At 44.9% G+C, this 24,687-nt stretch carries 20 protein-coding genes, 4 tRNA genes and 1 other annotated feature; of the genes, 12 read left to right on the forward strand and 12 right to left on the reverse strand.

Features of this window, described 5'->3' with window-relative positions:
- Positions 1–7: 7 nt before the first annotated feature.
- The 8 genes from NDJ01_RS00330 to uvrY all read right to left on the reverse strand — a co-directional run bounded on the left by NDJ01_RS00330 (position 8) and on the right by uvrY (position 7,782).
- Complete coding sequence (locus tag NDJ01_RS00330) at positions 8–2,884, reverse strand: pyridoxal phosphate-dependent class III aminotransferase (protein WP_074191533.1); 2,877 nt, start codon at positions 2,882–2,884, stop codon at positions 8–10.
- A gap of 911 nt (positions 2,885–3,795) precedes the next feature.
- A tRNA-Gly gene (locus NDJ01_RS00335) sits at positions 3,796–3,871 on the reverse strand.
- Between the two features lie 13 nt (positions 3,872–3,884).
- Positions 3,885–3,971, reverse strand: a tRNA-Leu gene (locus NDJ01_RS00340).
- A 77-nt stretch (positions 3,972–4,048) separates the two neighbouring features.
- A tRNA-Gly gene (locus NDJ01_RS00345) sits at positions 4,049–4,124 on the reverse strand.
- A gap of 37 nt (positions 4,125–4,161) precedes the next feature.
- Positions 4,162–4,235, reverse strand: a tRNA-Cys gene (locus NDJ01_RS00350).
- Positions 4,236–4,699: 464 nt separating this feature from the next.
- The gene (pgsA, locus tag NDJ01_RS00355; RefSeq protein WP_005394805.1) at positions 4,700–5,257 is read right to left on the reverse strand and encodes a CDP-diacylglycerol--glycerol-3-phosphate 3-phosphatidyltransferase; all 558 of its coding nucleotides are present in this window, start codon (positions 5,255–5,257) and stop codon (positions 4,700–4,702) included.
- A 46-nt stretch (positions 5,258–5,303) separates the two neighbouring features.
- The gene (uvrC, locus tag NDJ01_RS00360) at positions 5,304–7,136 is read right to left on the reverse strand and encodes an excinuclease ABC subunit UvrC (protein ID WP_258586059.1); all 1,833 of its coding nucleotides are present in this window, start codon (positions 7,134–7,136) and stop codon (positions 5,304–5,306) included.
- A 1-nt stretch (position 7,137) separates the two neighbouring features.
- Complete coding sequence (uvrY, locus tag NDJ01_RS00365; RefSeq protein ID WP_005386783.1) at positions 7,138–7,782, reverse strand: UvrY/SirA/GacA family response regulator transcription factor; 645 nt, start codon at positions 7,780–7,782, stop codon at positions 7,138–7,140.
- Between the two features lie 427 nt (positions 7,783–8,209).
- Here uvrY and NDJ01_RS00370 point away from each other — a divergent pair, with 427 nt between their 5' ends.
- Entirely contained in the window at positions 8,210–10,573 is a 2,364-nt protein-coding gene (locus tag NDJ01_RS00370; RefSeq protein WP_258586060.1) for a DNA polymerase II, read from the forward strand.
- On the opposite strand, the gene NDJ01_RS00375 is transcribed toward NDJ01_RS00370, so the two are convergent.
- On the reverse strand, positions 10,570–11,337 hold the full coding sequence (locus NDJ01_RS00375) for a nucleotidyltransferase domain-containing protein (protein ID WP_258586061.1): 768 nt from the start codon (positions 11,335–11,337) through the stop codon (positions 10,570–10,572). The two genes, NDJ01_RS00370 and NDJ01_RS00375, sit on opposite strands and share 4 nt — an antisense overlap.
- Positions 11,338–11,531: 194 nt before the next feature.
- Here NDJ01_RS00375 and yeiP point away from each other — a divergent pair, with 194 nt between their 5' ends.
- Both yeiP and NDJ01_RS00385 read left to right on the forward strand, forming a co-directional pair.
- The gene (gene yeiP / locus NDJ01_RS00380) at positions 11,532–12,098 is read left to right on the forward strand and encodes an elongation factor P-like protein YeiP (protein WP_005376801.1); all 567 of its coding nucleotides are present in this window, start codon (positions 11,532–11,534) and stop codon (positions 12,096–12,098) included.
- Between the two features lie 2 nt (positions 12,099–12,100).
- Entirely contained in the window at positions 12,101–12,421 is a 321-nt protein-coding gene (locus NDJ01_RS00385; RefSeq protein WP_005376800.1) for an HI1450 family dsDNA-mimic protein, read from the forward strand.
- 187 nt (positions 12,422–12,608) lie between these two features.
- On the opposite strand, the gene rluB is transcribed toward NDJ01_RS00385, so the two are convergent.
- A complete protein-coding gene (gene rluB / locus NDJ01_RS00390) occupies positions 12,609–13,547 on the reverse strand; it encodes a 23S rRNA pseudouridine(2605) synthase RluB (protein WP_005376798.1) in 939 nt (312 codons plus the stop codon).
- Between the two features lie 547 nt (positions 13,548–14,094).
- Between rluB and NDJ01_RS00395 the strand changes: the two genes are divergently transcribed.
- Positions 14,095–14,805 (forward strand): calcium-binding protein, encoded by a 711-nt coding sequence (locus NDJ01_RS00395; protein ID WP_005394815.1) that lies wholly within the window; start codon positions 14,095–14,097, stop codon positions 14,803–14,805.
- A gap of 104 nt (positions 14,806–14,909) precedes the next feature.
- On the opposite strand, the gene NDJ01_RS00400 is transcribed toward NDJ01_RS00395, so the two are convergent.
- Positions 14,910–15,530 (reverse strand): L-threonylcarbamoyladenylate synthase, encoded by a 621-nt coding sequence (locus tag NDJ01_RS00400; protein ID WP_005376791.1) that lies wholly within the window; start codon positions 15,528–15,530, stop codon positions 14,910–14,912.
- A gap of 185 nt (positions 15,531–15,715) precedes the next feature.
- Positions 15,716–16,573: an RNase RNM gene (locus NDJ01_RS00405; RefSeq protein ID WP_005394817.1), complete on the reverse strand. Its 858-nt coding sequence runs from the start codon at positions 16,571–16,573 to the stop codon at positions 15,716–15,718.
- Positions 16,574–16,668: 95 nt separating this feature from the next.
- On the opposite strand from NDJ01_RS00405, the gene NDJ01_RS00410 reads away from it, so the two are divergent.
- The 8 genes from NDJ01_RS00410 to NDJ01_RS00445 all read left to right on the forward strand — a co-directional run bounded on the left by NDJ01_RS00410 (position 16,669) and on the right by NDJ01_RS00445 (position 24,620).
- Positions 16,669–16,794, forward strand: coding sequence for a trp operon leader peptide (locus NDJ01_RS00410; RefSeq protein ID WP_005394819.1), 126 nt, complete (start codon positions 16,669–16,671; stop codon positions 16,792–16,794).
- Positions 16,741–16,844: a sequence feature (Trp leader region), on the forward strand. Its footprint overlaps the gene before it by 54 nt.
- 126 nt (positions 16,845–16,970) lie before the next feature.
- Positions 16,971–18,536 carry an anthranilate synthase component 1 gene (locus NDJ01_RS00415; protein ID WP_226420906.1) on the forward strand — a complete coding sequence of 522 codons (1,566 nt, stop codon included), beginning with the start codon at positions 16,971–16,973 and terminating at the stop codon, positions 18,534–18,536.
- 16 nt (positions 18,537–18,552) lie between these two features.
- A complete protein-coding gene (locus tag NDJ01_RS00420) occupies positions 18,553–19,161 on the forward strand; it encodes an aminodeoxychorismate/anthranilate synthase component II (RefSeq protein ID WP_145532954.1) in 609 nt (202 codons plus the stop codon).
- A gap of 37 nt (positions 19,162–19,198) precedes the next feature.
- A complete protein-coding gene (gene trpD / locus NDJ01_RS00425) occupies positions 19,199–20,209 on the forward strand; it encodes an anthranilate phosphoribosyltransferase (RefSeq protein ID WP_104971911.1) in 1,011 nt (336 codons plus the stop codon).
- 13 nt (positions 20,210–20,222) lie between these two features.
- On the forward strand, positions 20,223–21,662 hold the full coding sequence (gene trpCF, locus NDJ01_RS00430; RefSeq protein ID WP_258586062.1) for a bifunctional indole-3-glycerol-phosphate synthase TrpC/phosphoribosylanthranilate isomerase TrpF: 1,440 nt from the start codon (positions 20,223–20,225) through the stop codon (positions 21,660–21,662).
- Between the two features lie 64 nt (positions 21,663–21,726).
- A complete protein-coding gene (gene trpB / locus NDJ01_RS00435) occupies positions 21,727–22,917 on the forward strand; it encodes a tryptophan synthase subunit beta (protein WP_005394827.1) in 1,191 nt (396 codons plus the stop codon).
- Entirely contained in the window at positions 22,917–23,723 is an 807-nt protein-coding gene (trpA, locus tag NDJ01_RS00440; protein ID WP_134647450.1) for a tryptophan synthase subunit alpha, read from the forward strand. The genes trpB and trpA overlap by 1 nt, the downstream gene beginning before the upstream one ends.
- Positions 23,724–23,924: 201 nt before the next feature.
- The gene (locus NDJ01_RS00445; RefSeq protein ID WP_258586063.1) at positions 23,925–24,620 is read left to right on the forward strand and encodes a Crp/Fnr family transcriptional regulator; all 696 of its coding nucleotides are present in this window, start codon (positions 23,925–23,927) and stop codon (positions 24,618–24,620) included.
- Positions 24,621–24,687: the final 67 nt, after the last annotated feature.

Genomic DNA, 24,687 nt, shown 5'->3' on the forward strand with positions numbered 1-24,687 from the left:
ACCTTTGTTAAACTAGCTCTGCCGCTAGCGTATTGATTTTTGAGAGCAAAGATTCAAAGTCCGCCGTCGTCAGACACGGGTTCAAAATCGTAAATTTAAGCGCGGTTTTATCGTCGACAATGGTTTCACCCAATACCGCGATACCGCGTGTTAACGCTTCTAAGCGCAACGTTTTGTTCAGTTCGTCAAGATCCGCTGATTCATGTGTCGCGCGGAACAGAACCGTAGATAGCGATGGTTCAGCCAACAACTCAAAGTGTTTGTTATCTCGAATCATGTCCGCAACTTCAAGCGTCTGATCAAGCAAATGATCGTACATATCGCCTAGGGCTTTTGGCCCCACGCTTTGCATCGTCATAAACACTTTTAGCGCATCAAAACGCTTAGTTGTAGCAATAGACTTATCCACTAAGTTCGGCAGTTCGTCGTGTTCGCGGTTCAAATAGTCTGCATGATGAAGCAGGAATTTAAAGTTAGACTTGTCATTCACCAACAGCGCACCACAACTGATGGTTTGGTAAAACAACTTGTGGAAGTCTACGCTGATGGAGTGTGCACGCTCACAACCTTTCAGACGGGCTTTTTGGCTACTTAGAATCAGAGCTCCACCGTATGCACCGTCGACGTGCATCCACATGTCATGTTTCGCTGCCATATCGGCGATAAAGTCTAAGTCATCAATAGCACCGTGATCCGTTGTGCCCGCTGTGCCGACAATTGCAAATGGGATCAAACCTTCTGCTTTTGCCTGATTTAGAACTTCGTCTAACTTAGTGACATCCATCGTTCCATCGGCATTAGCATCGACGGTCATAACCGCTTTTTCACCCAATCCCATCCAAGACGCTGATTTTTGAACCGTGAAGTGGGATTTTTTCGAACATACAATACGCAGCTTGTCTGCGTATTCAGGAAGGCCAAGCTTTTGAATTGAGTGCGCACTGAGTTTGTCAGCAATCCAATCACGCGCAAGCATCAAACCCATTTGATTACTTTGCGTGCCGCCGCTCGTGAAGATACCGTCCGCTTTTTCACCTAACTCGTATTTATCGCATAGCCAGTTCACAACTTTCTGTTCAACATAAGTCGCTGATGAAGCTTGATCCCATGAGTCCATTGATTGGTTCAAAGCCGCAATCATTGCCTCTGCGGCAATAGCAGGCATCAACGGTGGAGTATGAAGGTGAGCGATACAATCTGGATGTTGAGTAAAAATCGCGTTTTTCGCGACCAACTCGGCTGCATCATCAATAACCGTTTTGAGAGGCGCATTTTTATTGTCAAGATCAACAGCATGGATCGCTGCTTCCAATGCTTTTGGATCCATACCTGAGTATGGTGCAGCAACCTGTTCAAACACTGATTTCATTGCTGTCGTAGTGTGATTCATCACCGAAGCAAACTCATTGCTGCCCAACTCTCCAGTGTGGATGAAATGCTTCTTCCATTCATCTTGTGGCTGAGTTTCGATGTGACTACCGCCGGCTGCTAAAATCGCGTCTTCAAATACACGTAAAGCAAAGTCGATTTGCTCAAACGAGATGATAAGAGGAGGAAGGAAGCGAATTACTGCACCTTCACGTCCGCCTTTCTCAACGATCAAGCCACGCTCAAGTGCTGCGCGTTGAATGGAAAGAGTGAGTTCACTATCCGCTTGAGGTTCGCCAAATTTATTGAGCTCGCCGTTTGGATTTTTAATCTCCACACCAAGCATCAAACCTTTGCCACGTACTTCTGCGATACAGTTCACGCGCTTTTGAATGCTTTCAAGACCATAGCGCAAATACTGGCCCGCAATATTGGCATGCTCAACCAGATTGTCACGCTGGATGATTTCTAATGCTTTCGCACCAGAGACCATGGCTAACTGATTGCCACGAAACGTACCTGTGTGTTCGCCCGGCTTCCAAGTATCATGCTGCTTGTTGATAACCAATAGCGACATTGGTAAGCCACCGCCAATAGCTTTTGATAAACACAGGATATCTGGAACAATGCCCGACTCTTCAAATGCGAAATTGTAGCCAGTTTTACCAACACCACACTGGATCTCATCGAAGATCAGTAAGATACCGTGTTCATCACAAATACGACGTAACTCTCGCAGCCAGAATGCTGGCGCAGGAACAACACCACCCTCACCTTGCACTGGCTCAACGATGATCGCAGCAGGCTTCATAATGCCCGATTCATCATCGTTTAAAAGACGATCGATATAGCGAATGCTTGCTTTCGCACCTTCATCACCGCCAAGTCCAAATGGACAACGCAAATTGTATGGGAAAGGCATAAAGTGCACGTCTGACATTAAACCAGTTCGACGCGCTTTCGTACCTAGGTTGCCCATCATGCCCATTGTGCCGTTAGTCATACCATGATATGCGCCACGAAAAGCAAACATGGTGTTACGACCAGTAGTCTGCTTTGCGAGTTTGATCGCGGCTTCAACTGCATCGGCTCCAGACGGACCACAAAATTGGATAACGCTGTTCTCACTTAACTCTTGAGGAAGAAAAGATTTAACAGATTGAATAAACGTCGTTTTTGCTGATGTTGCAATATCTAGCGTCTGATATGGCAGACCCGAATCTAATTGCTCTTTCAGAGCTTGGTTGATTTCAGGATGGTTATACCCCAAAGCTAGAGTGCCCGCCCCCGCAAGGCAGTCTAAAAAGATCTGTCCACGTGTATCTTCAACCAAGCAACCAAAAGCTTGTTTGATTGCGATTGGCAAGCGACGTGGATAAGAACGTACTTCAGATTCATGCTCAGCCTGATCAATCAATACTTGATCTGGCGTTAAGTCATACGTTCCCTCAACGATAGGAACCTGAGACGAAAAAATGTTTGCGATATTGCTATCGACTTCAAAGGCAGTGCTCATACTACATAATCCCTTGAATTATAATAATTCTATATCCTGTATTAATAATCATTGGAATGAAGTTACAGGAGGTGTGTATACCCCTCCGCATTTGTCAGTGCAAAATGACAAATACAGATCATCTGCCACGATATTCGTGACTTTATATGTAAAAGGGATTAATCAAGGTTCCGTAATGCACCCGTTTTGTAAAACAGGACATTTCGGCAGTATGAAGCTGATTAGTGTGTGTTTATTCAAAGGTTTCAATGTTGGGTTTCCCATTAATATGCCGCTTTTACAGCATTAGTATCCCGTCTATCGACAAAAGGCTTTGCCGATACCTACCCTACGCAGTGTCACAATCAGCTTGAATGGTCACTACGCGTATCCCCCAGAGATCAAACGTTGTTAATTACGCTCCGAGATTGCGCGCGAATTTATCACAAAATAAAATCTTCTGGCAACGATTTTTCATATTAGTAACAGTGACGCAAATCACAACAAAGTTCCCCCTAGTGATATTTATACATTCATACTCATCTACAACGCTTTTCTTCTTTTCTCAAATACCTGTTATTTAAACAAATATCCTTACAATATCAGCGCCATGAACCAAAACGGTTTATGAACATACCACTCTTTAATCGTAGAACATTATTTTCAGTATCCAAGGTATTTAACAGAGCTAGTATTTACGTTACTGCTCAGCCTAAATCGATGAGTCTTTATTCACAGAACTTTGATTGACTAAACTTAAACTAGCCGGATGGGTATGGCCATGAAGTGACGTTGCTATGGCTAAAATTAACAAGAAGTTAAGTTAGTAAGCTGAAGGAGCTCAGTGCTTAACGAAATCCATCACAGAGAAGAAATTTAAGATTTGAAGAAATACAAAAAAGGCCCAACATTTTCATGCTGGGCCTTAAATCTGGAGCGACACACGAGGTTCGAACTCGTGACCTCAACCTTGGCAAGGTTGCGCTCTACCAACTGAGCTAGTGTCGCATTTAATATGAGATGGTGCCCCGGGCCGGACTTGAACCGGCACAACGCGAACGTCGAGGGATTTTAAATCCCTTGTGTCTACCAATTCCACCACCAGGGCACACAAATATTCTTTGTGATGCCTTTACAGAAAAGTAAAACACCATCTGATACCGCTAACGCCATATCAATAAAATTTGGAGCGACACACGAGGTTCGAACTCGTGACCTCAACCTTGGCAAGGTTGCGCTCTACCAACTGAGCTAGTGTCGCATTTATTCTCGAAAGCCATTCACTCTCAAAAGAATAATGGAGGCGCCTCCCGGAGTCGAACCGAGGTCCACGGATTTGCAATCCGCTGCATAGCCACTCTGCCAAGGCGCCTCATCTGTGAACAAAGCTAAGCTTTTTCACCACCCTGTTGAGCTGTGCTCTCTTGGGTACGGAATGCATTCTACGGATTCGAGCGATCGAGTCAACACTATTTTTATTTTTTTAAATCGTTTGACTAGAATTTGTGCGAAAGACGGTAGATTGCTTAGTTTTAATACTAAAAATCGCTTAAATACACTTGTTTATCATAAAACTTTGGCTACGCCTTACACTGCTGGCCGTGCGTTACGTGTATTGAAGCGTTAACAATCAGGAGACTCGCTTCTCTGAGGCTCTCCAAGGGCAAAAACAAGACTTAGATCACATATGGAATTCTATCGAAACAGGAACTCTCAGATAGAAATTTCAAGTATGGCCGTTAGCAAGCATTGAAAAACGTGAGAAGCAAAGAAATGCCGTAGATTATCTTAGATACAAAAAAGCAGGCTATTAAGCCTGCTTTCTAATATCAGAATTTAATGATGCTCTTCATTCAACAGATCGTCTTTCGCAGCAGCTAAATATTGAATCATTGACCAATATGTCAAGAAAGTAGCCACATACAAGGCCGCAAAGCCTAACCAAACCATCCATTCATCGTAACGCCATATCAACACCCATAAGGCGAACATTTGCGAAACAGTTTTTACTTTGCCAACCCAAGATACCGCAACACTCGCTCGCTTACCGATTTCAGCCATCCATTCTCGCAATGCTGAGATAATGATTTCTCGCGCAATCATCGTTACCGCAGGAATGGTCACCCAAATTGAATGATAATGTTCCGTGATTAGAATCAATGCCGTTGCCACTAGCACTTTATCAGCGACAGGATCAATAAACGCGCCAAAACGAGAAGTTTGGCCAAGTTTACGGGCCAACATGCCGTCAAGCCAGTCAGTAAAACCCGCTACCCAAAACACCATTGCTGCTGCAAACGGTGCCCATGAATAAGGTAGATAAAAGACAACCACAAAAACAGGGATTAGGAACAGTCTAAGAAGAGACAGAATGTTCGGGATATTCAAACGCATTTTATTATTCTCTTACACATTGCGGCTTAATGTTGCGCGATTTTCCTTATTGTTTCAATGCTTGGAAAATAATTTCTGCTAAAGAGTGACTTATTCCCGGTACTTTGGCGATTTCTTCGACACTTGCACGTTTAAGTTCTTGTAACCCACCCATGTACTTGAGTAACGCCTGACGTCGTTTAGGGCCAATTCCCTCAATCCCTTCAAGTGCACTCGTACGTCTGGTTTTACCTCGCTTAGCACGATGCCCCGCTATAGCATGGTTATGGCTTTCATCACGAATATGTTGAATAAGGTGCAGCGCTGGAGCATCGCTTGGTAAATGAAACTCGTCCCCATCGACTGTAATCAGCGTTTCTAAGCCTGGTTTGCGAGTGACCCCTTTCGCAATACCAATCATGATGGGACGCTTTGGCCAATCACCCCAATATTGCGAAATAATATCATGCGCACGATTTAACTGACCTTTACCACCATCGATAAAGATGATGTCGGGAATTTTCTCTACGTCCAATTGCTTCGAATAACGGCGCTCCAACGCTTGTCCCATTGCAGCGTAATCGTCACCACCGGTAATCCCAGTGATGTTATAGCGACGATACTCCTGCTTAACGGGGCCTTCATTGCTGAACACCACACACGATGCAATCGTACTTTCCCCCATGGTATGGGAGATATCAAAACACTCCATTCGAGCAATAGACTCCAACTTCAATGTTTCGCGAAGCGCATGAAAACGCTGATTAATCGTCATCTTGTGATTGATTTTGGTGGTAATCGCCGTTAGTGCATTCGTGTTCGAAAGCTTGAGATACCTTGCTCGAGAGCCAGTTGGCGAGGTATGGAAATGAACCTTACGACCTGCCACTTCACTTAACGCTTTCTGTATTGGCGCAATATCTTCTGCCAACTCTTGATTCAAAATAATACGAGAAGGAATCGTGCGCGCTTCGTTGTGGCTCAAATAGTATTGAGTCAGAAAACTATCGAACACTTCCTGCTGGCTTGTATTTTGTGGGATTTTCGGAAAATGGCTACGGCTACCAAGCACTTTACCTTGGCGTATCATCAGGATATGGATACACGCGATACCATTCTCCTGAGCAAACCCGAGTACATCCATATCATCCATGCTGTCTTCTGAGACGTACTGCTGCTCTTGAACACGCCTAATCGCTTGGATTTGATCGCGAAATTTAGCGGCATCTTCAAAGCGCAATTGCTGACTGGCAACTTCCATTTTCTCAATCAACTGTTTGAGTACTTGCTGATCTTTGCCTTGCAAAAACATTCGCACAAAGCCAACCAACTCTGCATATTCTTCATCAGAAATGATGGTATTAACGCATGGTCCTGCACAACGACCAATTTGGTACATCAAACATGGGCGCGTTCGGTTGGAATAGACAGTGTCTTCACACTGGCGCACAGGAAATATCTTTTGCAGCAAATGCAATGTTTCTCTTACTGCACCAGAATCTGGGTAGGGGCCAAAATATTCACCTTTGCGCTTCTTGGCGCCACGGTGGATAGAAAGCCGTGGGTGCTTATGACCGCTAATAAAGATATAAGGGTAAGACTTATCATCTCGCAGCAACACATTGTATTTCGGCAAATACTGCTTGATGTAGTTATGCTCTAAGATCAGCGCTTCTGTCTCAGTGTGAGTCACTGTGACGTCAATTTTGGCGATATTACTGACAAGCGCGCGAGTTTTCTCACTGTCTACTTTTTTTCGAAAGTAGCTTGAAAGGCGCTTTTTTAGGTCTTTGGCTTTACCTACATAGATGACAACAGCTTCGGCGTTGTACATTCTGTAAACGCCGGGCTGATGAGTTACTGTCTTGAGAAAGGAAGCCGAATCGAAGGGAGGATTCACACTAAAGGGTCTCGGTGTCCAACATTCCGTGGCGAATCGCTAAGTGAGTTAACTCAACGTCACCATTAATGTCCAATTTACTAAAGAGTCGGTAGCGATAGCTGTTGACTGTCTTTGGACTTAAATTCAATTGCTCAGAAATATCCGTTACTTTTTGGCCTTTGGTGATCATAAGCATGATCTGCAATTCACGTTCGGATAAGTCTTTAAAAGGGTTCTCAGAGGCTGGAGAAAATTGACTCAATGCCATCTGCTGCGCAATCTCTGGCGAGATGTAACGCTGCCCACTATTAACTACACGAATCGCATTCACCATTTCATCAGGGCCAGCACCTTTGGTTAAATAACCAGACGCACCTGCCTGCATCACCTTGGTTGGAAACGGGTTTTCTGTATGAACGGTAAGTACGATGATTTTCACATCAGGATTCACGCGAAGAATTTTTTTAGTGGCTTCCAAGCCACCAATTCCTGGCATGTTCATGTCCATTAAAACGACGTCAGCATGATTACTGCGACACCATTTTACTGCATCTTCACCGCTGTCAGCTTCTCCTGCTACGTTCATTCCACGGACGTCTTCAATAATACGTCGTATCCCTGTGCGAACCAGCTCGTGATCATCTACAAGGAAAACATTTATCAAACTTGTATCTCCACACTTTGTATTGGTTCTGCACCCACATAACCATTATTTGTTAAATGTGGATATCAGTATGACTGCCTATATACTAACGTAATCGACAAAAAATTGCTTTCTATGAATATGTGCTGAAACGCAAACTTTAGCAAGAACTTATTCATAAACCACTCTATTATTTTAGAGCGTGATGAGCAGAACCGAAATCTAAGAAAAGACAATTAACAACATTAAGTACAATAAATCAAGTAACTAGGTTTCATATTGCCCAGAGAAACACGCTATAACTTAAAATGACACTGTCCCTCTTGCACCAGAGGCTAACTTGTAATCACTAATTCCAGCAAAAATTTGAACCGTTTTCTTTACTGGTTATTTTTACAGTTCTTAATGTTAAACTAGCGTTCTTCAAGTTTTCTAAGGTTTCTCACATTTGAATATCCAACAAGGCTTTCTGCTTACTCGACAGGCACGAGACATCAAAAGTCAAACTCAAATCGAGCTGTGGCTTTCGACAGAAGCAGGTCCTACTCAGTTAATTATTAATGGTGAGAAGCCAGTATTTTTCATCGCTCAGAAACACTCAGAGCAAGCAAAAACACTCGCGCGAGAAAAAAACATACCCGTCGACATCCGCCTTTTGGATCTCAAAACGTTTGAACATACGCCTCTTTCTGCATGCTATAACAACGTAACCAGAGACGCTCTCACACTTAAAGACACGTTCGCTCAAAATGATATCACCACTTACGAAAGTGATATTCGCCTCGCCGATCGCTACCTCATGGAGCGTTTTATTAAAGGCAGTATTGAGTTTACAGGCAATGTGACTCGTACCAATGGCTACCAACGCGTCCAGAACGCAAAATGCCGTACGGGGCAATATGAGCCGAAGTTAAACGTTGTCTCGTTAGATCTAGAATGCTCTGAGAAAGGCATTCTTTACTCCATCGGATTAGACAGCGTCATGGATTCCCGCGTTATCATGATCGGAGAACCAGAACCTTCGGATACACCGATACAATGGGTCCAGGATGAAAAGGCGCTTCTAGAAGCACTCATCGATTGGTTTAAAAAATTCGACCCCGATGTCATTGTCGGTTGGAATGTCATTGATTTTGACTTTCGTCTGCTACACAAACGAGCAGAATGGCACAACATGAAGCTAATGCTTGGCAGAGCAGACCAAGCCAGCTTTTTTAGAAGTTCATCTCAAAGCCAACAAGGGTTTATCTCCATTCCAGGGCGAGTTGTGATGGATGGTATCGATACGCTAAAAACGGCTACTTACCACTTTCGATCTTGGTCATTAGAGTCTGTATCTCAAGAACTCTTGGGGGAAGGTAAAGAAATCCACAACGTTCATGACCGTATGGATGAGATCAATCGTATGTACCGCTCCGACAAACCATCGCTGGCTAAATATAACTTACAAGACTGCGTGTTGGTGAACAAGATTTTCAATCACACTCACCTGCTCGACTTTGCAATTGAACGCTCTCGCCTCACTGGTGTAGAACTGGATCGTGTCGGCGGTTCGGTTGCAGCATTCACAAACCTATACATGCCTCAGATACACCGAGCAGGCTATGTTGCCCCGAATCTACACCCAGAAAATTGGATTGCGAGCCCCGGCGGTTACGTGATGGACTCCATCCCTAACCTATATGATTCTGTTTTAGTATTGGATTTTAAGAGTCTATACCCATCGATTATTCGCTCTTTCTTGATTGATCCTATGGGTTTGGTTGAGGGGTTATTACTCGATATTGGTAAAAAAGATGATCAGGCAGTACCTGGCTTTCGCGGTGGTCAGTTCCATCGTACGAAACACTTTTTGCCAGAAATGATTGAAAAGCTTTGGGCGGCACGTGATGTCGCGAAAAAGAACAATGAAAAAGCTTTTTCTCAGGCAATCAAAATCATCATGAACTCCTTTTATGGCGTACTGGGCTCATCGGGATGTCGTTTCTTTGATACTCGATTAGCTTCTAGTATTACCATGCGCGGACATGAGATCATGAAGCAAACTAAAGTGCTGATTGAGGAACAAGGCTATCAAGTGATTTACGGCGATACGGATTCCACATTCGTGTCGTTGAATCGACCATACAGTCAAGTAGAAGCCGACGCTGTTGGAAATCAATTAGTTGATTACATCAACTCTTGGTGGCAAAAACACCTGCGTTCTGAGTACAACCTAACATCTATGTTGGAAATCGAGTATGAAACCCATTATCGCAGATTCCTTATGCCAACGATTCGTGGCGCAGAAACTGGCTCGAAAAAGCGCTATGCGGGTTTAATCGGTGAAGGAGAGCAAGAACGGATTGTATTTAAAGGGTTAGAAAGTGCCCGTACTGACTGGACCTCGTTAGCACAGAAATTTCAAAATACACTCTATAGCATGATTTTCCATGGTGAAGATCCAAGCGACTATGTCCGAGAGATGGTTGAGAAAACTAACAACGGTGAATTTGATGAACAGTTGGTGTATCAAAAGCGACTGCGCAGAAAACTGCATGAGTATCAGAAGAACGTCCCGCCACAAGTGCGTGCAGCTCGTTTAGCCGATGAGATAAATGCCAAGCTTGGCCGCCCATTACAGTATCAAAACAAAGGACGAATTGAATACATTATTACCGTGAACGGTCCTGAACCTTATGAGTACCTCAATAGCCCGATTGATTATCAACATTACATTGATAAACAACTCAAACCCGTTGCGGATGCGATTCTCCCTTTCATTGGGACGGACTTTGACAGGCTTTCAGCGCCACAAATGGGGTTGTTTTAGCCGATACGAAACTCTGTTTTCTGGTACTGTTTGACCAACCAATCACCAAACGCATCAATTAGCCCGATAACAGAACGCTTGGGAATACCCCGGCCAGAAAGTAAGATTTCTAGCCGCTCGATCTCAAGCTGCTTTTCAGGATGATAAGTTAAGAATACCTTGCCACACTCTACGGGGTCATCAAACCAACGTTTATCTCGATACATCACCAAAGAGTATGACGCTCTTAGTAACTTTTTAGCAATCACGCGCTGAGCGGCCACCTGCTCTTCTATCGTCTTCGCTTGTACGATTTTTTTGCGATACACCGTAATCCAATCTTCCACATCCATATTCCAGTGCTTAGCAATTTCCCAACTTGGGACGTAATCACCAAAACAGTCTGCTAGATCATCACCATAAACACAGACACAGCAATGCTTAAGCATAAAGCCCCAAGTGAAAATACTATCTAAATTAGCTACTTCGCTCACTAAGGCTGTACGGACCGATACACCATTAACTTGAGGGTAACTCTGCTGCGCACGCCACTTAATTGTGTTGAGCAAAGTCGCGCGATTGTGCTCAAAGGATGATTGAGTAACGACAACCAGGTCTAAGTTCGACCTCCCAGCGACCGCTGTTTTGCGAGCGACGCTACCATACACATAAACGCTGTGTAAGTTTTGCCCCAGTCCACCTTTGAGACAAGCGGTGACTTCTCTAATTAAAGGCGCAAACTCTGGTTGAAATGGTTGTTTAGGATCGATAACAGGCAGAGACATGACTTAAAACGTGATCTCAGATGGTTCAAGAAGTTGAGCTATATGTTCTCTTAGCCGACTCACTGAATCAAGTCCATTCAGGTGTTTAGTCATGGGAGTAACAACAAATTTCTGCAATGAATTTTAATGCTAGGCGGCTAACTTAGCGCTATAATCACCGAGTTTTGCTTAATAAGTATGAATAGGAATATACAATGCCAAAGGCAAGTGAAATCAAAAAAGGCTTCGCAATCGAGTCTAATGGTAAAACTCTTCTAGTTAAAGACATCGAAGTAACGACTCCTGGCGGTCGTGGCGGCGCTAAAATCTACAAAATGCGTTGTACAGATCTAAACACGGGCGCACGTGTAGATGAGCGTTACAAGTCTGATGACGTTGTTGAAACGGTAGAAATGAACAAACGTGCAGTTGTGTACTCATACGCTGACGGCGATGAGCACATCTTCATGGATAACGAAGACTACTCACAATACACATTCAAGCACAATGAAGTTGAAGACGACATGCTGTTCATCAACGAAGATACACAAGGTATCCACATTATCCTTGTTAACGGTGCTGCTGTGGGTATTGAACTACCATCTTCTGTTGAGCTAGTGATTGAAGAAACTGACCCTTCAATCAAAGGTGCTTCTGCATCTGCTCGAACTAAACCAGCACGCTTCGCTTCAGGTCTTGTCATCCAGGTTCCTGAGTACATTGCAACTGGTGACCGTGTTATCATTAACACAGCTGAACGTAAATACATGAGCCGAGCATAAGCATGTCTGATTTGATTTCTTACGACGACGTCATCGACGCAGCGTACGACATTTTCCTTGAAATGGCTCCAGATAATCTAGAGCCTGCTGACGTGATTCTGTTTACTGCGCAATTTGAAGATCGTGGTGCCGCAGAACTTGTTGAAACTGGTGATGACTGGGTTGAACATGTTGGCTTCGAGATCGACAAAGAAGTATATGCAGAGGTTCGTATCGGCCTAGTAAATGAGGAAAATGACGTTCTTGATGACGTATTTGCTCGTATGCTAATCAGCCGAGACCCTGAACATAAGTTCTGCCATATGCTTTGGAAACGCGATTAATGTTTCTTCATCATGATAAAAAAATACCAGCCTAGTGCTGGTATTTTTTTATCTGCTGTTTTTGTTTAGCTGCGATATTTGTTTATCCAAACACCCTTCTCTATATCGGCTTTAGATCCTTTCGCTATGTAACAGATAAGAAAAAGGCTTGCCGAATTGGCAAGCCTTTCTGATGTTTTGCTATCGATTAACGATGCTTGTTACGTGCGCCTTGGTCACCAGCAGTCTTCTTCGGCTTACGACGAGAAGGGTTGTTGCTGCGGCCTTTTGGCGTGTTAACACGTTCTTCATGGCGCTTAACTGCGCGACGAATTTTTTGGCTGCGTGCACGCTCACGTTTGCGTGACGTGTTGTCTTTGTTCAGATCAAGCATGGTTTCTTTTTCTGGACGAAGCTCTACAAGCTCACGCAAGTAGTTTACTTCTTTCAGGTCAAGCTCCATCCAACCACCACGAGGCAGTTTCTTGTCTAAGAAGATGTCGCCGTAACGAACACGTTTCAGACGACTAACGGTACACTCTTGCGATTCCCATAGTCGACGAACTTCGCGGTTACGACCTTCGTTGATAACAACGTAAAACGTGTGGTTCATGCCTTCACCACCCGCGTAAACAACATCTTCAAAGCGAGCTAAACCGTCTTCCAGTTCAACACCTTTTACTAGATTACGAACTTTCTGTTCAGTTACTTCACCGAACACACGTACTAGGTATTCACGTTCAACTTGGCGGCTTGGGTGCATTAAGCGGTTCGCCAGTTCACCATCCGTTGTGAAAAGCAGAAGACCAGAAGTGTTCGCATCCAGACGACCAACTGAAATCCAACGAGAGCCACGAATTTTTGGCAGACGATCAAAAACAGTACGACGACCTTCTGGATCGTGACGAGTACACAGTTCACCCTCGGGTTTGTAGTACGCAAGTACACGACAAATCACTTCTTCTTGAATCTTTGCAGAGACAATGTGACCATCGATACGAACTACGCTGCTCTCGTCTTCAAGTCTTTCACCAAGCTTAGCGACTACACCGTTCACGCTAACGCGACCAGATTTAATTAACGATTCAATCTCACGACGAGAACCGTGACCAGCACGTGCTAATACTTTTTGTAACTTTTCGCTCATTTATCTACCTATGTGTCGTCTTCACAGACGTCTAGACCAGAATTGGTCTGTATTTTGCTAATTACCCATTTCAGTGGGATTTTTCGGTCCGACATTATACGTAACTTTCTCAGTTAATGTAAGCTAAATCGGCGCTATTCTCCACACCAAAAATTCACTTTAAAACGTCGAAAATATTTACTCTATTCTGCAACTTTTTTCCTACTTAATGCTGATATTGCCCAGCGAGAATCCCACTAATATCGGTCTTCCCGAGCCACTTTAACCGTGCAGTACCTGATAAAATTGTCAGGGTTACAACGATAACCACTTGGGGTGTGTTTACTGTTCGTGTTGCTTTAAAAACAACGAAGAATAAACAGTCCCGGTTTGCTGCTAAGTAATACCAATCATCGTGGATAAATGAGCACTCATAGCAAGACAAGAAGCATCGGTAAGTCACTATTTACTATTAAAAATGACACTAACGTTATCGTGTATTTTAACTAGCTAGATTAGCTCTGCATTTTCGGCGATTGGCATAAATCAGACAAAAAGGAATAGAACAATGTCTATGCTAAATCTAGACCTAAATTGGATTTTTGGGACATCTCAAGATGACGATATGACCGGTACAAAAGGGTCTGAAACAACCGATATTTTCTTCGGCTTCTGTGGTGATGATAAGTTCGTAGGATACGGAGGCAATGATGTTGTCTTCGGGGGCTGGGGAGACGATACCTTGCTCGGTGGCCGAGGGAACGACTTTGTTTCTGGCGGCTTTGGCAACGACTTCCTATCAGGCGGATTAGGAAATGACAAGCTCTTTGGTGGTTGTGGCGATGATACAATTTTTGATTACTCAGGCAACAACTACTTGAGTGGGGGTTGGGGTAACGACACGCTCGTCGTTGGCGATGGTGAATCAGTACTGAGCGGCGGCTGTGGAGACGACACTTTCGTGCTTACAAACCGCCTGGCTATTGGTGTACCCGATCAACCTGTATCTTCCAACGATATTGATATTAAAGCCGATATTGTCGATTTTAATATTTTTCATGACAAACTTGTCTTCGATATGGGCAGAGACACCGACAATGATGGCATTCGCGATACGTTCTTAGATTCAGCGGATGATCTTACTTTATCTTACAACGAGTGTGGTTGGGCGGTATTCTCTAGTGATGAATACAATGTTGAAGTGACACTAAACGGCGTGAGCTCTGCATACATCAACTATGCTGAACAAAATGGTATCGACATTTTCGATTTCGCTTAATCTCAATCAGCGAAGTTCGCTGAGATACTCAATAATAAGAAACTAAAATAGGAGGCGCGATGCCTCCTATTTTGTTTGACGGTGGTGTACGTCTATTAATCGAATTATTCGAATGGTGCCGGGTCACCTGATCCCAAACGCACCACAACAGGTTCACCTTCGCTAAAGTCAATGACGGTCGTAGGTTGTTCACCTAAGTAACCGCCATTAAGAATCACATCAACCGCATGTTCTAGTTTATCGCGAATATCTTCCGGATCAGACTCTGTTACGTCACTGCCAGGTAGGATCAACGACGTAGACATCATCGGTTCACCTAATGCTTCCAACAAGTCCAAGGCAATTTGATTGTCTGGAACACGGATACCGATGGTCTTACGTTTCGCGTTCATCAAACGACGCGGCACTTCTTTCGTGCCTTTGAAGATGAAGGTGTAAGGACCTGGTGTGTTGTTTTTCAGTAGTCGGAATGCAGAGTTATCCACTCGCGCATATAGAGAAAGTTCCGACAAATCACGACACAGTAATGTAAAGTTATGCTTATCATCCAGACGACGGATCTGACAGATTCGTTCCAGTGCCTGTTTGTTCTCCAACTGACAGCCAAGTGCGTACCCTGAATCGGTAGGGTACACCACAACGCCGCCGTTACGAATGATTGCTACTGCTTGATTAATCAAGCGAGCCTGTGGGTTTTCTGGGTGAACGTAAAAAAACTGGCTCATTGTAATTCCTCATTATCGAGCCTCTCGGCTCTATATTCTTATGTGGAGCTTGAATGCCGCCTTGTTGTGTTTTATCAAGTGACTTCAAGATTCAAAGTGTTGTTCAGTTCCAACGACAAGGAAAGCCACATTAATACCCAATATACACTTTCCAGTTATTTGATGCTGAAACCCACGCTTTGAGGTTACTTTGATATATCCAACGAAGGATCAATACCCCAATCTTTCCAAACTGGTTCGACGCCTGCGGGCAACCAAAGGTTCCTTCCTAGCTCCATCCAAGGGGATGGGTAGTGAAAATCACTGCCTTGAGACGCTAATAGTTTGTATTGTATAGCATAATCAGCCAAGTTGCGCCTTTCTTGTTGCGCTTGCTGTGGCTGTGCAACTTCCATCGCATCGCCGTTTGCTTCTACAAACGCTGCTAGAAGACGCTTAATCCACTTCGCTGTCAACTTATATCTTCCAGGATGCGCTAATACCGCCAAACCACCAGCAGCATGGATAGCATCAACCGCATCTTTCATCGAGCACCAATTCGGTGGTACATAACCTGGGTTATTACGCGTTAGGTATTTTTTAAACACCATTTGCATGGTTTTTGCGTAACCATTATCCACCAACCATTTCGCGAAGTGCGCTCTCGTAACAGGCGCATCACCGGCGATCTGCCTTACTTCTTCGAGCACACCTTCCCGAGTTGCTTTTTGTAGTCGCTCTGCAATTAACTCTGACCTTGTTATGCGGTGCTGCTTCTGCTGCTCGATGAGGGCGGATAATTGTTCATTTTCCGGATCGATATTCAAACCGACAATATGAATGTCTTTGTTTTGCCAGACAGTCGATATCTCAATGCCGTTGATGATTTTGATCGGCAAATTATTGTCTTGAACGTGTTGCTTGGCTAACGCCAAGCCGTCAACCGTATCGTGATCAGTGATCGCCAAAACCTCGATATCAAAACTCAGCGCCCTTTCCACTAAATCTTTAGGCTCTAACCGACCGTCCGATGCAGTGGTGTGACTATGTAAATCAATTCTCATATTTTTATCGTTTTAATGCTGTTTTGGGGTTGACTTTTTACTCTCGCACTAGTTAACTAGTACACAAATACAAAGTACGTAATTTAAGGTTCACCATGTTACAAGAATTTAACCAAAACCAAAAAGCGAAAGTTGCGGTTTGTCTTAATAAGACAAACTCATCAGATCTTGCTTGGTGGCGCACTTGGACTAGTTCTTGGTGGGCAAACGTATACTTCTAGTTTATAGAACCAAACGTTGTAAAGCCCGCTACTTAAGCGGGCTTTTTTGTTTTGTTGCTCATTTCACATTCAACTGCCTAAACATTAATCGAATATGGCTAACTCTAGATTGGGAGAACGTTTGCTTTATGCGACTATGTACGGCAGGAAGATTTAGACAGCTACAAGGAGGTCTTGTGAATAAGGCCATAGAAATCAAGAAACTTGGATGCCTAGAAGTATTAAAGACTTCGGTTCCTTACACTCAAGACCCAACACGTTTGTTCCATACCATTTGTGAGAACAAAAGAGATAGCTTGCTTCTCGAATCCGCTGAAATTGATTCGAAACAGAATCTAAAATCACTTTTAATCGTAGATTCAGCGGTGCGCATCGTTTGTTACGGCCACACTGTAAACATGCAGGCGTTAACCAACAACGGTAAAAACCTACTGTCTCACCTAAACCAGAACATCCGTGGTGACGTTGAAAGTAAGTTCGATGGCGAAACGCTGACTTTGGAGTTTAGCCAGCCATGCGACACGTTAGATGAAGACTCTCGCCTACGTGAAGCTTCTTCTTTTGACGCGCTACGTTTAGTGCAACACAGCTTCGATGTTTCACAGCAAGACAAACACGCGATTTTCCTTGGCGGTCTGTTTGCCTACGACTTAGTCGCAAACTTCGAGCCGCTTGGTAATGCAAAAGCAACCAATCAATGTCCAGATTACGTTTTCTACATAGCGGAAACATTGCTTGTTGTCGACCATCAAACGGAATCTTGCCAGCTTCAAGCTACATTGTTTGTGGATGATTCAGAAAAACTAGCGCTAGAGACTCGCATCGCAGAAATCAGCGCTCAATGTGCGGCGCCAAAGTTACTTCCAAATGCAGAGCAAATCGCCGACGTAACGGTAGAACCTAGCGTATCTGATTCAGACTTCTGTCAAATCGTTCGCGACTTAAAAGAGTTCGTAGTGAAAGGCGATGTGTTCCAAGTCGTACCATCTCGCCGATTCACTCTACCTTGCCCTTCTCCACTCGCTGCTTACAAAGAACTGAAACAAAGTAACCCAAGCCCTTACATGTTCTACATGCAAGATGAGCTGTTCACTTTGTTTGGCGCATCACCAGAAAGCGCGCTTAAATACGAAACCGACACCAACCAAATTGAAATCTACCCAATTGCAGGCACACGTCGCCGTGGTAAACGCCTGAATGGAGAGATCGATTTCGACCTAGATAGCCGCATCGAACTTGAACTGCGCACCGACATGAAAGAAAACGCAGAACACATGATGTTGGTTGACTTAGCACGTAACGACGTCGCTCGTATTGCTCAAGCTGGCACTCGCCACGTAGCAGACCTACTAAAAGTCGACCGCTACAGCCACGTAATGCACTTAGTATCTCGTGTGGTTGGTCAACTGCGTGAGGACCTAGACGCGCTGCACGCATACCAAGCTTGTATGAACATGGGCACGCTCACTGGTGCACCAAAGATTCGTGCAATGCAGTTGATTCGCGATGTAGAAGGCGCACGACGCGGTAGCTACGGCGGTGCTGTGGGTTACCTTACCGGCGAAGGTACACTCGACACATGTATCGTAATTCGCTCAGCGTACGTTGAGAACGGCATTGCTCAAGTTCAAGCTGGTGCAGGCGTGGTGTTCGACTCTGATCCACAAGCGGAAGCAGACGAAACGCGCGGCAAAGCACAAGCGGTAATCTCTGCTATCCAAGCAGCGCATAAGTCACAATAAGGAATAGGGTTCAGAGATGGCTAATATCATTTTTATCGACAACTTTGACTCGTTCACCTACAACCTTGTGGATCAATTCCGCTCGCTAGGTCACACAGTCAAGATTTACCGAAACAACATCCCAGCAGAAACCATTGAACAAGCGGTGAATGAGCTTGAAAACCCAGTGGTTCTTCTATCACCAGGCCCAGGTGCACCTTCAGAGGCAGGCTCAATGCCAGAACTTATCCAACGCATGAAAGGCAAAGTGCCGATGATCGGTATTTGTCTTGGTCACCAAGCGATTGTTGAAGCGTATGGTGGCACCGTTGCTGGCGCGGGCGAAATCATTCACGGTAAGGTCTCTATGATGGAGCACCAAAACCATGCGATTTACCAAAACCTACCATCACCACTTGCAATTGCACGTTACCACTCGCTTGTTGCGACCAAGGTTCCTGAGAGCCTAACCATCACAGCAGAAGTGGATGACTTGGTAATGTCTGTTGTACATGAAGAAGATAAAGTTTGCGGGTTCCAGTTCCACCCGGAATCTATTATGACGACCTACGGAGCAACACTGTTGGCCAATGCCATTGAATGGGCTCTTGAAGAACAAACTTCAGCGAACCCACTCACTGCTTAAAAAGCACTTGGCACATAAGAAATTTAGGAGAGGAAATATGGAAGCAATCATCAACCCTATTATTACCAAACTGTACGAGCAAGAATCGCTTACTCAGGAAGAGAGCCAACAGCTATTCGACATCATTATCCGTGGTGAACTAGATCCAATTTTGATGGCATCAGCACTGACTGCACTAAAAATCAAAGGCGAAACACCAGACGAAATTGCAGGCGCAGCGAAAGCACTGCTGGCAAACGCAAACCCATTCCCTCGCCCAGATTACGATTTCGCAGATATCGTAGGTACTGGCGGCGACGGTCACAACACCATCAATATTTCAACCACTGCGGCGTTTGTTGCTGCAGCATGTGGTCTAAAAGTAGCGAAACACGGTAACCGCAGCGTTTCAAGCAAATCGGGTTCTTCTGACCTTCTTGATTCATTTGGTATCAACCTAGCCATGAGCGCAGAAGATACGCGCAAAGCGGTCGACGATATCGGTGTTGCTTTCCTATTTGCACCTCAATACCACGGTGGTGTGCGTCATGCGATGCCAGTGCGTCAAACCATGAAAACACGCACCATCTTTAACATTCTTGGCCCACTGATTAACCCTGCTCGTCCTAACATCGAATTGATGGGCGTTTATAGTGAAGAACTGGTTCGTCCTATCGCAGAAACCATGCTACAAATGGGTATGAAGCGCGCCGCTGTAGTACACGGTAGCGGTCTGGACGAAGTGGCGATTCACGGTGAAACAACCGTTGCAGAGATCAAAGACGGTAAGATCACAGAATACAAACTAACGCCTGCAGACTTCGGTTTAGATGCGCACCCGCTAGAAGCGATCAAAGGCGGTGATCCTGAAGAAAACAAAGCGATTATTACCAATATCCTGACGGGTAAAGGCACAGACGCACAATTGGGCGCAGTGGCGGTGAACGTTGCGCTGCTAATGCGTCTATTCGGCCACGAAGATTTAAAAGCCAACACGCAACAAGCGATTGAAGCAATGAATTCAGGCAAGGCGTACCAATTGGTACAACAACTTGCCGCACACGCTTAAGGAATTGAAGAAGATGACTGACTTCAACACTCAGCAAGCTGACAACCTGTCTGAACACGTTTCTAAGAAAGAAGCAGAAATGGCAGAAGTACTGGCAAAAATTGTCCGCGACAAATATCAGTGGGTAGCAGACCGTAAGGTGTCTCAACCGCTAAGCACATTTCAGTCTGATTTGCTGCCATCGGACCGCAGCTTCTACGATGCACTGAGTGGCGAAAAGACAGCATTCATCACCGAATGTAAGAAGGCGTCTCCTTCCAAAGGTTTGATTCGTGATCACTTCGACTTGGATTACATTGCATCGGTTTACAACAACCATGCTGATGCAATTTCAGTATTAACAGACGAGAAATACTTCCAAGGTAATTTTGACTTTCTTCCTCAAGTGCGTGGTCAAGTCAAACAGCCAGTTCTGTGCAAAGACTTCATGGTAGATACCTACCAAGTTTACCTAGCGCGTCATTACAGTGCTGATGCTGTCTTGCTAATGCTGTCTGTCCTCAATGATGAAGAGTACAAAGCCCTAGAAGAAGCAGCACACAGCCTGAACATGGGCATTCTGACCGAAGTCAGCAACGAAGAAGAGCTTCACCGTGCCGTTAAGCTGGGCGCTCGCGTTATCGGCATCAATAACCGTAACTTGCGCGACCTAAGTACCGATTTGAATCGTACTAAAGAACTGGCACCGACAATTCGCGAATTAGCACCAAACGCGACCGTGATTTCAGAGTCTGGCATTTATACGCATCAACAAGTTCGTGATTTAGCGGAATACGCAGACGGCTTCTTGATTGGTAGTTCGCTGATGGCGGAAGACAACCTAGAGCTTGCAGTACGCAAAGTCACGTTGGGTGAAAACAAAGTCTGTGGCTTAACGCATCCAGATGACGCAGCAAAGGCATATCAAGCTGGTGCGGTATTTGGTGGCCTGATTTTTGTCGAGAAGTCGAAGCGTGCAGTTGACCTTGAAAGTGCTCGCTTAACCATGAGCGGTGCTCCACTTAACTACGTAGGCGTTTTCCAAAATCACGATATCGATTTTGTTGCTTCTGTCGTGACCTCTTTGGGTTTAAAAGCGGTGCAACTGCACGGTCAAGAAGACCAAGCTTACGTAAACCAACTCAAAGCCGAACTGCCAGCAGCGGTAGAAATTTGGAAAGCTTATGGCGTGACTGATGCGAAGCCAGAACTACTTGCAGACCACATTGACCGCCATCTATTAGATGCGCAAGTTGGCACTCAAACTGGCGGAACCGGTCAAGTGTTCGACTGGTCACTGATCGGCGACCCAAGTCAAATTATGCTAGCAGGCGGACTGTCGCCAGAAAATGCTCAACAAGCAGCGACACTAGGTTGCTTGGGGTTAGATTTAAACTCTGGTGTAGAAAGTGCAACAGGCAAAAAAGATTCACAGAAGTTGCTTGCGGCATTCACCGCCATTCGCAACTACTAAAGCTGGATATCAGCTAAAAAATTTAAAGCTATTCGTAGCGAAAAATACGAGAAGGAATATAACGATGGCAAAACTGAATGCCTACTTTGGCGAATACGGCGGTCAGTACGTTCCGCAAATTCTAGTTCCAGCACTGGAGCAACTAGAGCAAGCGTTTATCGACGCGCAAGAAGATCCAGAATTCCGCAGCGAATTCATGACGCTTCTTCAAGAGTATGCGGGCCGTCCAACGGCTTTGACTCTAACTCGTAACCTAACCAAAGGTACGAAAACCAAACTGTACCTAAAACGTGAAGATCTGCTTCACGGTGGTGCCCACAAGACTAACCAAGTGTTGGGTCAAGCGCTACTTGCGAAACGCATGGGCAAAAACGAAATCATCGCTGAAACTGGCGCAGGTCAACACGGTGTTGCAACCGCACTAGCGTGTGCACTGCTTGGTCTTAAGTGTCGCGTTTACATGGGTGCAAAAGACGTTGAGCGTCAAAGCCCGAACGTATTCCGTATGAAACTAATGGGTGCAGAAGTCATTCCTGTCCACTCGGGTTCAGCAACGCTTAAAGACGCATGTAACGAAGCGCTGCGCGACTGGTCTGCAACTTATGAAGATGCGCACTACCTACTAGGTACAGCGGCAGGCCCTCACCCATTCCCAACCATCGTGCGTGACTTCCAACGCATGATTGGTGAAGAAACGAAGAATCAGATTTTGGCACGTGAAGGTCGTCTTCCTGACGCCGTTATCGCGTGTGTGGGCGGTGGTTCAAACGCTATCGGTATGTTTGCTGACTTCATCGAAGAAGAAAGCGTTCGCCTAATTGGTGTTGAGCCAGCAGGTAAAGGTATCGATACAGACCAACACGGTGCACCACTTAAACATGGCAAAACGGGCATCTTCTTTGGTATGAAAGCGCCATTGATGCAAGATCCTAACGGCCAAGTTGAGGAGTCTTACTCTGTATCTGCGGGTCTTGATTTCCCTTCAGTTGGTCCACAGCACGCACACCTAAACGCAATTGGCCGTGCAGAATACGACAACGTAACTGACGACGAAGCGCTCGAGGCATTCCAAGAACTGGCTCGCAGCGAAGGGATCATCCCAGCTCTAGAGTCTTCTCACGCTCTAGCTCATGCATTGCGCATGGCTCGTGAGAATCCTGAGAAAGAACAACTATTGGTCGTAAACCTATCTGGTCGTGGTGACAAAGACATCTTCACCGTGCACGCCATCCTAGAAGAAAAAGGAGTGATTTAATGAGCCGTTATGAGAAGATGTTTGCGCGCCTAAACGAAAAAAACCAAGGCGCATTTGTACCGTTCGTAACGGTTTGCGATCCAAACGCAGAACAATCTTACAAGATCATGGAGACCCTCGTTGAGTCTGGCGCAGACGCCCTTGAACTTGGTATTCCGTTCTCAGATCCGCTAGCAGATGGCCCAACCATCCAAGGCGCTAACATTCGTGCGCTAGATTCAGGCGCTACACCAGATATCTGCTTTGAACAAATTGGTAAGATTCGTGCTAAATACCCAGATCTGCCTATTGGCCTTCTGATGTACGCGAACCTAGTTTACTCACGCGGTGTCGAAAACTTCTACGAGCGCTGTGCAAAAGCAGGCATCGATTCTGTTTTGATTGCAGACGTACCAACCAATGAAAGTGCAGAGTTTGTTGCAGCAGCAGAGAAGTTTGGTATTCACCCAATCTTCATCGCACCACCTACAGCCAGTGACGAAACACTGAAGCAAGTATCAGAACTGGGTGGTGGCTACACTTACTTGCTTTCTCGTGCTGGCGTGACAGGTGCAGAAACCAAAGCAAATATGCCAGTTGGTCACATGTTAGATAGATTAAACCAGTTCGATGCACCACCAGCGCTGCTTGGCTTCGGTATTTCTGAACCAGCACAGGTGAAACAAGCAATAGAGTCTGGCGCAGCAGGGGCCATCTCCGGCTCAGCTGTGGTGAAAATCATTGAAGCGAATGTCGAGCAGCCACAAATTATGCTCGATAAACTTGGTGATTTTGTGTCAGCGATGAAAGCCGCCACTCAGAAATAATTTCCATTTGATGTAACGCTATAGCGCCCGCTTAACATTCTGTTTAGCGGGCGTTTTCTTGTATAGCGTTTATACCATATCATTTTTTATTCAGCGCCCGCACTTTCCAAACCAATCTAAAGCATAGCAATCAAAGAGTGATAAACTTTGCCACTTAACCAGCACACATAATAACTAGAGCAGGATGCAGTAAGGTTGCACATGGAAGAAGTCAAAGCATTATTAGCCAAATGTCCTGTATTATCAGGGCTGCCCGAGAAAGGACTTAGTGAAGCAGCACAAATAGCTAAAGTTCGCTGTTTCGACGAAAAAGCACTGATTTGCAATAAAGGGGAACCTCAATCTTCTCTTATGGTCATTGCACAGGGTGCCGTACGAATTAATTCGATGAGTTCAAAAGGCAAAGAAGTCACATTAATGATTTTCGAGGCAGGAGGCTGGTTTGGAGACAATGTTTTTTCTCCCGGCATGCCCCGTATTTTTGGCGCAACCGCGCATTCGGGCGTGACCTTACTGGAACTACCTGGTGATAAGTTTCGCCAATTACTCGTCAAATATCCTCAAAGTTACCCTACGATTCTCGACTTACTTAGCCGCCGCTTATGGTCTGCCATTTCTGTTATCGAAGATGATGCGATTAGAGGAATCGAAGAGCGGATTGCAAGAAGGTTGCTGTTGCTTGCTGAATACCAACACAACCAAGCTGTCAATACTCAGCCGTGTGTCGTGAGAGTGACTAGAGAACATATAGCCAACATGATGGGGCTAACGCGTCAAAGTGTTCATAAAGTACTAAAAAACTTAGAGAGTATTGGGATGCTAGAACTGAAATATGGTTCGGTGACCATTACCAATCCAAAACGCTTAGAAGCGCACATAAAACAACTCGAACAATAGAGTAAACAGATAGTTCATGTGTACACGCTAGCGAGAGATTGCCATCTTCTATTCTTGAGTAACGTGC

Source organism: Vibrio sp. HS-50-1, from assembly GCF_024747315.1.
GTDB lineage: Bacteria > Pseudomonadota > Gammaproteobacteria > Enterobacterales > Vibrionaceae > Vibrio > Vibrio diabolicus.